A 12,548-nucleotide genomic window follows, 5' to 3' on the forward strand; every position below is an offset into this window, starting at 1 on the left:
ATATAACGTACATTCTATTTTAAATTCTTCTTTCCTTAAGTTCCCCTTGTGTTAAAAACTAATACAGGATTTATGGAAAAAGAGAGTAATGAATGACGCTCATCATCTTTTCATTGTTCATGTTTTTCTACTTGCGTCATAGACTATAAAAAGCACATTTGGAGGGATCCTATTTGACAACAACAAAGGAGCTAAGTCGTGCGATTGAGGAAATTACGGAAATTGCCTCTGGATTTGGTCTTGATTTCTATCCGATGCGTTATGAGATTTGTCCAGCTGATATAATTTATACATTTGGAGCATATGGTATGCCGACCCGTTTTACACACTGGAGTTTTGGCAAACAGTTTCATCGAATGAAGTTACAGTATGATCTTGGACTAAGCCAAATATATGAACTAGTCATTAATTCTAATCCGTGTTATGCATTTTTATTAAATACGAATACACTAATCCAAAACAAATTAATAATTGCCCATGTACTTGCCCATTGCGACTTTTTCAAAAATAATGTGCGCTTCTCCAACACAAGACGTGACATGGTAGAGAGTATGACGGCTACAGCAGAACGTATTGCCGATTATGAATTAAACTATGGGAAGGATGAAGTGGAAAAATTTCTAGATGCGATTCTTTCTATTCAGGAGCATATTGACCCATCGATTGTTAAATCAAAGCTCCCCCAACAATTAGAGGATGATGATGAGAAAGATGAACCTAGCGTTCGGAAAACTGTGTATGATGATCTATGGAATATTGGAGAGAAACCTGTAGAAAAGAAAAAGCGGAGAAGTAAGAAGGATAGAAAGTTTCCTTCTAATCCAGAAAAGGACTTACTATTATTTATTGAACAGCATAGTCGCGAATTGGAGGATTGGCAGCAGGATATATTAACGATGATGCGCGAAGAAATGCTTTACTTTTGGCCACAACTTGAAACGAAAATTATGAACGAAGGCTGGGCTTCCTATTGGCATCAACGAATCTTAAGGGAAATGGATTTAACAACAGAAGAAACGATAGAATTCTCGAAGTTGAATGCTGGTGTTGTTCAGCCTTCACGTACGTCAATTAATCCGTACTATCTAGGCATTAAGATTTTTGAGGATATTGAGGAGCGATATAATAATCCAACAGAAGAGATGAAGCGAATGGGTTATAAGTTAAATGCCGGGAGAGAAAAGATTTTTGAGGTGAGGGAGATTGAATCGGATATTTCCTTTATCCGAAACTATTTGACGAAGGAATTGGTTCAGCGGGAGGATTTATATTTATTTGAGAAAAAGGGTAGAGACTACCGAATAACACAGAAAGACTATGAACAGGTGCGTGATCAATTAGTTTCGATGCGGGTAAATGGTGGATTCCCATATATTGTTGTGGAGAATGGAGACTATGCACGAAATGGCGAATTATATTTAGTGCACGGGTATGAGGGGACAGAACTGGATCTTCGCTATTTGGAAAATGTGCTCCCATATATTTATCAGCTATGGGGAAGAAATGTGCATATAGAAACAGTAGTTGAGGATAGAAAAGTTGTTTATATGTACAATGGGGATGAAGTGAAGAAGCGGAGTCTGTAAGAACTTGGATATAATTACTGGGCTTGGAATATATTCACTTCCTAGCCTAATTTTTCCAATTCAATTCAACAAAAAACGGGACGATTCGAGGAGTGACAAGCACTCTGCTTGTGTATTATAATTAGTGTTAAATAGATTTAAAAGAGAGTGATTTTTTTGTTTTGGATCAACATAGATAAATCAACGAAGACGATTAAAATTCATCATACAGATTGTAAATATATTGTAAAAAAGGAAACGAAATATAAGGGCTTAGAACGGGAGCTAAGGGATGGTGGTTGGTTCAGCATCGATTCATCAGAGGCTTCACAGCAATTTTTCTATTATAGTTATCCAGATTTTGAAAGAAAACAGTGTAATGCGTGTAATCATTAGAAGCTAGAAACTAAGATTATTAGAAAACATATTACTAGAAAATAGAGCCGAACGGTAGGTGTACGCCATGTTTCTAAAAAGAATTACACTCCAGCATGAAAAAATACCTTCCTATCACGAATATCCATTTACTATTCCATCAATTAAAAGTTTTGACAAACTTGATTTAAATCGGAATGTCACCTTTTTGGTAGGTGAAAATGGTTCAGGGAAATCGACGTTGCTTGAAGCTATTGCAGATAAGTGTGAATTTAATACAGCAGGAGGAAACAGAAATAATAGTTATACTGTACATGCTGCTGACGCTGCTTTAGGTGAATATATTACATTGTCCTGGATGCCAAAGGTCACCAATGGGTTCTTCCTCCGTGCAGAATCCTTCTACCATTTCGCAACACATGTAGATGATACGGATATGAGTGGATATAAATATTATGGCGGACGTTCATTACACGAACAATCTCATGGTGAGTCCTTCCTATCGCTGTTTCTTAATCGATTTAAAGGAAATGCAATCTATTTATTAGATGAGCCAGAAGCTGCTCTCTCCCCGCAGCGTCAATTGGCTTTTTTAAGAATCATCCATGATCTAACGATTAACGGTGATTGCCAATTTATTATTGCAACGCATTCACCAATTCTATTAGGTTATCCTGATGCGACAATCTTAAGCTTTGATGATGGCTGTATCGAGGAAATAGACTATGAGATGACCGATCATTATAAGATTACAAAATACTTCTTAGACAACAGAGAGCGGTTTCTAAAAGATATATTGGAAGATTAAATTTTCATTAGACGAAAGTAAATTCAATGTTTGACTAAATCCGGGCGGTGAGAGGTATCTGCTTTCCAAGCAGAATAGCCACCAGTCATATTAGCTACATTTAGAATGTCGTTTGCCTGCAAAATACTTGCACCGATGGCTGAACGGATACCTATCTTACAATGGATGATAATTTTTTTATCTAGCTTTAATTCACGGATGCGTTTCTGTAGTGTACCGAGCATCATATGCTGTGCCTGTTCGATATGTTCTTCATCCCATTCGGTTTGATTCCGTACATCAAGTACTTATGCTTCACGGTTCTCCGAAAGGCACCTAAAAAAAGCACCTGTATACTTAAATACAGGTGCCCAATATATAGTAAAAATCCTAAATGTAACGCCGCACAATTGCGTCACGCCAAATAGGATTTAAACCCATGATTTAATGGACGTTCACGCTTTCGTTAAGCAATGAATATATAAAATGTGCTACTCCATCATCCCGATTGGAGAGGGTGACTTCATGGCAAGAGTCTTTTATTTCTTGGTCTGCATTTCCCATTGCTGCGCTTTTTCCTGCAATGCGTAACATTGACAGATCATTATAGCTATCACCGACAGCAGCAGTATCCGCTATGTTAATTCCCAACTTGTTTGCGAGTATTTTTAAAGCATTACCTTTTGAAGCATGTTTGTGCTCTAATTCAAAGTTATGTTTGGCAGAACTAACGAGTGTTAAGTCCTTCCTGTTCTTAAATTTTTCCTTGCCCATTTGTAACTTTTCTTCATCAAATGTAAAAGCTAGGATATTATAGTAATCTGCATCTTTTTCAAGCAGGTCTTTATAGGAATCAATAAACGAAAAACCAGATTGACTAAATTGGATTTGTGCTGATATCTTCAGTTGATCTATTTGAGCATCACTGTTTGTACTTTTTGCTCTATCGATTTCAATTGCCAACAACTCCCGCCCATTTTGCGGTGTGTAAATAACATGATTACTGAATACTTCATAATAATAATTCTCTTCTTCAAGCCAGCTCATGATTTCGAATGCATCTTGTTTAGCGAGAGGTATATCGGAATAAAGTTCTCCGTTAGGACGGTGAATCGTCGCGCCATTGGCTCCGATAATCCAAGTTTTAATGCCTGTTTTTTTAAAAATATCCTTGACATCAAAATACGCACGTCCTGTAGCGATAACTACCTCAACACCGTTTTTCTGTGCAAATTTGATTGCCTCTATATTTTTCCGGCTAATCTTACTTTCTTCGTTTAATGTTGTTCCATCCAAATCTAACGCGATTAATTTTACCATGATGGATCATCCCTCTCATCAGCAGTTAAAAGCTCAATATTATTTTCTATCAGAAGATCTCTAAAAGCCTTTGATGGCGTTTTATCTGTTATTAACAAGTCAATATCCTTCAAATTTGCATACTTGAAAAATCCTGTTTTCCCTAACTTTGTATGATCAGCTAAGACGATTACTTGTTTAGCCTGCTCGATCATCTTTCGTTTTATTTCACCATCTTCTTCATGTACATTAGTTAGTCCCTTTTCAGATACACCAAGTACGCCGATAAATGCTTTATCTACATGGTATTCAGAAAGCTTTTCAATTACAGATAGGCCATATAAGTAGCGATGCTCTTTCTGTAATGTTCCACCTAAAAGCTGGATATTCAATGCATCTTTAGCAGATAATATTTCTGCCTGATTGATAGAATTCGTAATCACCGTACACTCCATATTTACCAGATTTTCTGCACACGCTTGAACTGTTGTTGATGTATCAAGAATTATTGTATCGCCTGGAGATATTAATGAAGCAGCTTTTTTTCCAATACGTTCTTTTTCTTTAGATACAGTTTTTAGTCGATTTGAATAACTTGGTACATGATTCTGAGCTAAAGGCAGAATTGCTCCACCCCTAGTTCTAATTATTGACTTTTCCTCTTCAAGCTTAACGAGATCTCTTCTCGCAGTATCTCTTGAAATATCAAAGAGTTCACATATTTGCTCAACAGTGATACGCTTATTTTTTTTTAGAAAGTCCAATATTGCTAACAATCTTTCCTCTTGGTACATAAAATCACACCTATTAATGTAAGTATTTATAAGTAATTATATAACACTTTTACGTATTATCAAGTTATTTAAGTTAAACTAAGTTAAATACTTAAAATTAAATAACATTCTGAATTTCAACCTAAGTTTCACAGTTCAGAGATTAGTATAATGGAAATGATTTCAACAGCTGATATTCATAATGTGAAAATAGTCTGTAGGAGTAAGTTTTTTTGGGCTAATTAGTAGGGGAAGAAAGCATACCTGCACAGATTTAAAATAGAAAGAAGGAATGCTTTTGACATACCTTCTGTGTTATACATTTTCTTTCTCTTTCTCTTTCTTCTTAAACCTTTCATATAAGTGCTTTAATGAACTTGCATCAAGCTCAATATTATTTTCGTATGCATATTTAATTGCATAACCTAATGCGAGCGTCATTCCACCAGCAATACTTCCGCCTGCAACAGAACCTGCACCAGGGATAAACTTGATGACCTGGCGGAAAACAGTTTTTCCGATATTTCCAGTAATGGTAGCGATCGTTAGCTCTTTTGCTCTTTCTTTGGAAAGAGGTTTCTCATATAATGCCGCAAGACGAATCATCAATCCAACTTGAATTCCGGTCAATGGGACAAAATCGGAACCAGGTATCGGCGCAGCACCAATCGCTGTCGCTGAACCTGCAGCTGCAAGAATCCACTTATTTGCAGTGGATGATTTTTCTTTGATTAGCCGTGCAAATTGGATCTCTTTATGCTTTTTTTTCAGTATATTTAATATCTCGTTTCTAAGTTTATCGATATTTTCGCCAGATTTTGATGAGATTGGTATAACTTGATAGCGATTATTTGAATGCTCTTTTACATACTTTACTAAACTCGGAATATCATCCGCAGCATCAATTTTATTTAAGACAAACAGGATATTTTTATTTTTCTTTTCAATGATTTCGAGCGATTTTCTTTCACCCTCTGAAAAGACCGTTCCAGCCGCATTTAGAAAGAACAGGATAACATCTGCCTCTTCGAAAAAATGCAATGTTTCCTCGGAATTTTTACTATTAATATCATCAAGGCCCGGTGTATCGACAAAGATGATTTTATCTCGGTAAACATATCGATCAATGCGAATGGTTTCACCAGGCTTTGCACCAACAGGAGCAACTTCATCGCCAATCAATAGATTAACGGTGGAAGATTTACCTGTATTCACGTCACCAATCATTGCAAACAAGATTTCTTCATCTAACTGTGCATTTACCTTGTCCGTCTCTTGCTCATAGGTTTGCTCGAATTCCTTCTCATTAAATTCTGCCAAGATGACCACGCTCCTTACTCTTTATATTACCAAATTCACTAGGGAACACACTATTTTTTATATTAAAAGATAAAACACGCTTTCAAAAATGAAATAATGAGTAAAAAATAGGAAAGAAGAGTAATTATAAGAAAACTGGAGATGTTTTCGTTTTCTTACATATTGTTCTCGTTTTCATGGCTATTGTTATCGATTTCACAGCCTTTGTCAAATATGGCAGTTCCCTTCATAATTAAAGTAACCACTAGAAAGGGGGAAGCGGTGATGAAATTGTTTTTAAAGAAAATCTTGGGACCCTACATGGAATTGCATACTGATGCATATATAAGACTTAACAGAGAGAATAATAATTAGATAGTAAACATGAAAAGGAGAGTGGAAACATGAAAAAAATGATCGCTTACTTATTAGAAAAACTTGATGGTCATGTTGAAAAAAATAAAGAGTTTTATAGTAACAGCTTCAAGACGAGATAAAGCCTTTAGACGACATGTAAATAAAAATCCTCCAAGTGAATTAAAATTGATTCTCATGATATTGTTAATTCAGGGATTCGTTTTTTAAGATTCACCCTTAAAACTTCTAAAGCAATTACTCCAAGCAAACATCCACAAAAAATCAAAAAACTCGGTAGCCGCTTTAAGGAATGACGGCAACCCGAGTTTTTTATGATTTAAAAGTAATATACTTCCCTCTTCATGCACGTATGGAATAACCCGCACTCTATAACGAGCAATTCTGGTCTAACGCTTATTTCGTCATCTGAATAAGCAATTGCTGATATGCATTTGACTCGGCTTGATTGCCGATTTTTTGATAAATTTTAGATAAATAGGTTACAGGTCTTGGGTCATTCGGTGATAATTCCATTTCCCATTTAAAGCAATCGATCGATTTTTCAAATAAGTGGAATTGGAAATAGAGCTCTCCTAATTCAAATTGCTGATCAGGGTCATCTGATAAGTTTTTAATCTTTGATAATTTTTGTTCAATTGGCAGATGTATCCCTGCTTCATGGAACGGTGTGAACCATTCAATTATATCTTTTAACGGAATTTCTTCGAGAAAGGAAGAAACAAAAGGTGTGACGAGTTTATTTAATATTTTCGGGTCATGATTGCTAAGGGATAGCAATCGTTTATTTGATTCCGTAAAGAAGGATGCAAGGACATGCGTATCTGTTTCGGATAAATGGTTTACAAGCGATTGGACCTGTTCGTTAGTTGGTTGGTATGCTGTTGTTAAGATAAACTGAATAAGCTCATTTGATTTCCCACTTGCAAGTAAGGGAGACAATAGCTTTTCTTCAATCATTGGATTACTGCTTGAATGATATAAATCTTGAAGGATCTCAAGCTGTTCATCTTGATTAAAGTCTTTTATTAATTCTTCCGTTGCTTTGAATTGGTCCTCAGTAAACTGGTGATGCAGCAAATCAATTCGCAGTGCGAGTGCATCAAACAAACGGCCTTCTGAACGGTAGAGCTGAAAAAGAATTGATATATGATCAGGGTCATATCGGTCATCAAAACAAATTAGCTCTGCATTGAGGGGATCTTTTTTGTAAATATTTTCTATTTCTTGATAGAATATTTCGTGCTCTTGAAACTGCATACTATGAATCATATCTTGGACAAACGGATTTTGTCTGTCATAGTTTAAATAGACTCGGAGCAGTCGATAAGCAGCAAAGAGCTGCCCTTCCCGGCGATAATTATAAAAAGTACTTCGAATTAATTTAGTGATGGAATCGGGTTTCGTGAAGGAATCAAAAAAAGTGAAGATCAATATTGTTTCAAGTTTGGAATAGTGTTTCTGGATTTGTTTGAAGAGCGGGTTAAATTGGATAAAGGTAAGAGATTTCTGTTTGTTAATTAATTTCATTGTAAGTGGATGTGTGCCACTTACATGGATGCCATTCGTTAATGCCCGGTGGACATGAGAGTTTATTTTTATTTTTGTTGTTTTCATTCCATTGATAAACACATCTTTATAGAATATTAAATAATAATAATTGGATTTTTGATCAGTTGCTTCAATAATTTTACTTTGTTTATAGAAAGTTAATTTTTCAGCAATTAGATTGAGATTCTTCTTATTCATTTGAATCTTGAATTGAAACTTCTTCATCTAAAATCCCCCTCTTTTTGTTCATCGGTTTTTAGTAACGAAAGATTGGATATCCTTGTATTTATAAGATGGTGAAGGCTACCCGCTAAGTGAATCAATAGTTTTCCGAACCTGATTTTTCAAATAGAGGAAAATCTTCACTCTATTTCTTTAATTTTAGCACAGATTGTATTTGAAAAATAATAATAGCTTGTAAATTTTTCTTTTTTAAAAGATTAGAGTCTGATATAATGATTAGGAGTTAGTATCTAGTACTAAAAATGTGAGGGTGATATTGTTGAATAGAGAAGATTTAATTGCACCGGAAAATTATAATATTGTAATGGAATTCGAAAAGTATGCAAATGATCCTGAACGTAAGGCGATAATTTGGGAAGATGAGTATGGCAACAGAAGAGAAATCACGTATGAAGAGTTAATTAAAAATGCGAACAAAATAGGGAATATATTTTTAGAAAAAGGACTCAAAAAAGGGGATAGGTTACTAGTAATGATGCCCCGTCTCATTGAAACATATGAGATATATATTGCTGCATTGAAAACAGGAATTATCATTATTCCTAGTTCGGAAATGTTTCGTACAAAGGATTTACAATATAGAATCACACATGGTGAAGTTAAAGGTGTTGTGAGCTTCACGTCGTTCACTGATGAATTTACAGGAACGGATCAATTTGCAGAGCTTGTGAAATTTACGGTTGGCGATGAGAAAGCTGAATGGATTAGCTTAGATAAATTAAAAGATTCTGCATCAGATGAATTAGAAATGGTTGCAACGACAAGGGACGATCTCGCATTCTTACCCTATACATCGGGTACTACGAGCAACCCTAAAGCAGTAATGCACAGCCATGCATGGGGATTTGCTCACATGGGCTCAGCACCAGCTCACTGGTTAGGGATCAAAGATGGTGATACGGTTTGGGCAACAGCTGCACCAGGCTGGCAGAAATGGGTTTGGAGTCCATTTTTATCAGTACTCGGATCAGGTGCTACAGGCTTTGTTTATAGCGGTAAATTCGAAGCGAAGAAATATCTCTCTTTAATAGAAAAAAATCAAATTAATGTATTTTGCTGTACACCTACAGAATACCGCTTAATGGCGAAGCTTGATAATCTAGGGGACTATGATTTATCAGCAGTGCATAGTGCAGTTTCTGCTGGTGAACCATTAAATCGTGAGGTAATTGATCAATTTGAAAAATACTTTAATGTGACAGTTCGTGATGGTTATGGCCAAACAGAAAACACATTGCTTCTTGGATTCTTAAAAGGTATGAAAGTTAAAGCCGGTTCAATGGGTAAACCAATCCCAGGTAATGATGTGCAATTAATTGACGAGGACGGAAATCCTGTTGCACCAGGAGTAGTTGGTGATATCGCTATTCCACTAGATACACCAGCATTGTTTAAAGGTTATTATAAGGATGAGGAACGCACGAAGAAATCACATCGTGGTAACTTCTACATAACTGGCGACCAAGCTTCATTAGATGATGAGGGCTATTTCTGGTTTGAGGGAAGAAATGATGATATTATCATTAGCTCAGGCTATACAATTGGACCATTCGAAGTTGAGGATGCATTAGTGAAGCATCCAGCAGTAAAAGAATGTGCCGTAGTAGCAAGTCCAGACGAAATTCGCGGGAATGTCGTCAAAGCATTCATCGTTTTACAGGATAATGTGAAGGATACAGGGGCCGAGTTAATTAAAGAACTACAAAACCATACAAAGCAATTAACAGCACCATACAAATATCCTAGAAAAATTGAGTTCATTGATGAATTACCTAAGACCTCTTCAGGAAAAATTCGCCGTGTCGAATTAAGACAACAAGAAAAAGATAATTTGAAATAAGAAAAACTCCCATCGATAGAGGATAACCTTATCGATGGGAGTTTTTTACTTACAGGGAAAGAAAGGTGTGAAAAATCCTCTGTCATAACTCTTGTAACAAGATTGGCCACGTCCAGGTTCAGAGCCTGTGCTCCTAGCGAAACTTCCCTCGTCTCCGTACGCTAAAGAAGACTTGATGATTGGTTACACATGAGGCTTAGTCGCACTTATACTCTTGTGTGATAAAAGTCAACATCGATTCCTGTTGTTAAGGATGGCCGACTAAAAGCAGGCTTTGACAACGTAGGCAATAACCCTATAGTAAAGGGGCATGTTTCCTTTATCTCCTGCGAAAGAATGTTCGAAACGTCGAACCACCCCGAACTGAGAGGCGCTGTCTGTACGTCGCTAAGCTTTTGCTCTTCATTCAGACTTTTTTACAAGAGAAGGAGCTTGTTGCTGCTCCTTCATTTTAGCTGGCAAGGAATGAATTGATTCAATTAGCAGATTAAGCTTACCTTCAATGCGGTGTAATAAATAAAATGTCACCGCAATTGGAAAGCCAACCTCTGTAATGAATGACACCCATGTTTCCATCGTTAACCTCCATTCTTATTCGGTAGTTGCTTAGGGATTTAATTTAGGTAGCAGAGTGTTGACTCAAGTTCTTTAATACGATAAATCCACTCCACATCATTAAACCTAATTTTCCTAAGCAATATTTTAATTAAAAACATGACCAGTAGGTTACGACTGGTCATGTGTCATGATGATTATAATTCAATTTCTTCAACATTATGCTCAACAAGTCGAGCACTCTTCTTAGAGACTAGATCTCCGCCAGCAGAAGTAAATGCATTTTGCGTAAGGATCTCATCCATTGCTGCATTGATTGCTGCAGGATCTACAGGTTCAATCGGCTTTTCAATGGAATGCGTAACAATCTTCCCATCATTATTAACAAATTTAAGCTCTAGTGTTTTCAAGTATCTCTCCTCCTTTCAACTTTTCTTTTTTTATTAAGTGCTTCCAGTACAGTGAGGATAATTCAAGGGTTTTTACTTACTCGCCTCGAATATCTGATTCGTCTCTACGCTTGATTTCGTAAAGAGGACGTTGCTGCAATGCTGCAATTGCCTTTGCGATAGTAAAAAGCTGATCTGATGTTGCTTCTGTTTTCACATTATTAAAGCTTTTTGACTTGTAAATTGTTTTACCAGTTTCCAAATCATTGCCATCGTTTAGCACTAACTGCAACGTTGTTTTTGTTAAATCTGCTACTGCCATGTTCCTCACCTCCTTTCACTACTACAATCGAATGAAGTTAGAAAAAGGGGGTGTGATTAAAAAAAGATTTTTGAAAGCAATGTTTTATTAGCAATTTGGGGTTGCTAATGTTGTTTCTTTTGTGATTATAGAAAATAATATATAGTCTACATTCATAAATGAATAGTGATAAAATAAAGAAAAAAGGGAGCGTCTGCGATGAGAGTTATTGATACGCATTGTGATGCATTATTGAAATTACAAATGGCAAAAAGAGGGCATTATCCGGGTGAACAAACATTGGATTTCAGAAATTCTGCTAAAATAGATACAAATCTAGAACGATTAAAGCAGGGAAATGTACAGGCACAATTTTTTGCGATTTTTATTGATCCAGATATTCCATCAGATGAGAAATGGCAACATGCGCTGGAACAAATTGATTTATTTTATACGGAAATTATAGAAAAAAATCCGGAAGTAAAACATATTAAAGCATGGGAGGACTTTGATGCACTGGGTGATGGAGATATAGGTGCTGTTCTGGCATTAGAAGGTGCAGATGCATTCGGAAATGACCTCGTTAAATTACGTCATTTGTACCGAGCGGGTATTAAATACATGGGAATGACGTGGAATAATGCGAATTTATGTGCAGACGGGGCTGGTGAACCGCGTGGTGGCGGACTGACATTACTAGGTAAAGAAGTCGTGAAGCTAAACAATGAAAACCTTGTGTTTACAGATGTATCTCATTCTACGATTCAAGGATTTTGGGATATACTGGAGCATGCAGAGTTTCCAATGGCAAGCCATGCAAACGCTAGGGCGATATGTGATCATCCGCGGAATTTATATGATGATCAAGTGAAGGCGATGTTTACAAAAAACGGCCTTATCCATGTAGTTTACAATCCACCATTTATTAATAAAGATAGCGACACAGCAACGATTAGCGATTTGATGAAGCATATTGACCACCTTTGCTCACTAGGCGGCGAAAAGCAAGTCGGTTTTGGCTCTGACTTTGATGGGATAAGCAGCTTTGTCAGTCAATTGGAAAATGCAGCGCAGTATCCTAACTTAATCAATGAGCTGCTTAAACATTATAGTGAGGATCAGGTAAGAGGGTTTGCTTATCGGAATTTTTTGGAGCATCGTCCGAAGTAGAACGTGAATTGAAAATGAGGGAGTTT

At 36.4% G+C, this 12,548-nt stretch carries 12 protein-coding genes and 1 pseudogene; 5 read left to right on the forward strand and 8 right to left on the reverse strand.

Annotated elements, in window-relative coordinates:
• Nucleotides 1–173 precede the first annotated feature (173 nt).
• The 3 genes from CWR45_RS17370 (at nucleotide 174) to CWR45_RS17380 (ending at nucleotide 2,748) form a co-directional block, all read left to right on the forward strand.
• Nucleotides 174–1,586 carry a SpoVR family protein gene (locus CWR45_RS17370; RefSeq protein WP_115751099.1) on the forward strand — a complete coding sequence of 471 codons (1,413 nt, stop codon included), beginning with the start codon at nucleotides 174–176 and terminating at the stop codon, nucleotides 1,584–1,586.
• Between the two features lie 156 nt (nucleotides 1,587–1,742).
• Nucleotides 1,743–1,961: a hypothetical protein gene (locus CWR45_RS17375; protein ID WP_115751100.1), complete on the forward strand. Its 219-nt coding sequence runs from the start codon at nucleotides 1,743–1,745 to the stop codon at nucleotides 1,959–1,961.
• Between the two features lie 67 nt (nucleotides 1,962–2,028).
• Entirely contained in the window at nucleotides 2,029–2,748 is a 720-nt protein-coding gene (locus CWR45_RS17380; protein ID WP_115751101.1) for an AAA family ATPase, read from the forward strand.
• 23 nt (nucleotides 2,749–2,771) lie between these two features.
• Here CWR45_RS17380 and CWR45_RS17385 read toward each other — a convergent pair.
• From CWR45_RS17385 to CWR45_RS17405, 5 genes and pseudogenes are all read right to left on the reverse strand, one after another.
• Nucleotides 2,772–3,023: pseudogene (locus CWR45_RS17385) on the reverse strand (rhodanese-like domain-containing protein); the annotation flags it as partial.
• 148 nt (nucleotides 3,024–3,171) lie between these two features.
• Nucleotides 3,172–4,047: a Cof-type HAD-IIB family hydrolase gene (locus CWR45_RS17390; protein ID WP_115751103.1), complete on the reverse strand. Its 876-nt coding sequence runs from the start codon at nucleotides 4,045–4,047 to the stop codon at nucleotides 3,172–3,174.
• Nucleotides 4,041–4,820, reverse strand: coding sequence for a DeoR/GlpR family DNA-binding transcription regulator (locus CWR45_RS17395; protein WP_115751104.1), 780 nt, complete (start codon nucleotides 4,818–4,820; stop codon nucleotides 4,041–4,043). The genes CWR45_RS17390 and CWR45_RS17395 overlap by 7 nt, the downstream gene beginning before the upstream one ends.
• Nucleotides 4,821–5,114: 294 nt before the next feature.
• Complete coding sequence (locus CWR45_RS17400; RefSeq protein ID WP_115751105.1) at nucleotides 5,115–6,119, reverse strand: GTPase; 1,005 nt, start codon at nucleotides 6,117–6,119, stop codon at nucleotides 5,115–5,117.
• 750 nt (nucleotides 6,120–6,869) lie between these two features.
• Nucleotides 6,870–8,249 (reverse strand): tetratricopeptide repeat protein, encoded by a 1,380-nt coding sequence (locus CWR45_RS17405; RefSeq protein WP_115751106.1) that lies wholly within the window; start codon nucleotides 8,247–8,249, stop codon nucleotides 6,870–6,872.
• Between the two features lie 277 nt (nucleotides 8,250–8,526).
• Between CWR45_RS17405 and mbcS the strand changes: the two genes are divergently transcribed.
• Entirely contained in the window at nucleotides 8,527–10,107 is a 1,581-nt protein-coding gene (mbcS, locus tag CWR45_RS17410; RefSeq protein ID WP_115751107.1) for an acyl-CoA synthetase MbcS, read from the forward strand.
• Nucleotides 10,108–10,509: 402 nt separating this feature from the next.
• Here mbcS and CWR45_RS17415 read toward each other — a convergent pair whose 3' ends face one another.
• From CWR45_RS17415 to CWR45_RS17425, 3 genes are all read right to left on the reverse strand, one after another.
• Nucleotides 10,510–10,683 carry a YvrJ family protein gene (locus CWR45_RS17415; RefSeq protein WP_115751108.1) on the reverse strand — a complete coding sequence of 58 codons (174 nt, stop codon included), beginning with the start codon at nucleotides 10,681–10,683 and terminating at the stop codon, nucleotides 10,510–10,512.
• 176 nt (nucleotides 10,684–10,859) lie between these two features.
• The gene (locus CWR45_RS17420) at nucleotides 10,860–11,072 is read right to left on the reverse strand and encodes a DUF2922 domain-containing protein (RefSeq protein WP_115751109.1); all 213 of its coding nucleotides are present in this window, start codon (nucleotides 11,070–11,072) and stop codon (nucleotides 10,860–10,862) included.
• 76 nt (nucleotides 11,073–11,148) lie between these two features.
• Nucleotides 11,149–11,373 (reverse strand): DUF1659 domain-containing protein, encoded by a 225-nt coding sequence (locus CWR45_RS17425; RefSeq protein ID WP_115751110.1) that lies wholly within the window; start codon nucleotides 11,371–11,373, stop codon nucleotides 11,149–11,151.
• 198 nt (nucleotides 11,374–11,571) lie between these two features.
• Between CWR45_RS17425 and CWR45_RS17430 the strand changes: the two genes are divergently transcribed.
• The gene (locus CWR45_RS17430; protein WP_115751111.1) at nucleotides 11,572–12,522 is read left to right on the forward strand and encodes a dipeptidase; all 951 of its coding nucleotides are present in this window, start codon (nucleotides 11,572–11,574) and stop codon (nucleotides 12,520–12,522) included.
• Nucleotides 12,523–12,548: the final 26 nt, after the last annotated feature.

It is taken from the genome of Oceanobacillus chungangensis (assembly GCF_003369565.1).
GTDB lineage: Bacteria > Bacillota > Bacilli > Bacillales > Amphibacillaceae > Oceanobacillus > Oceanobacillus chungangensis.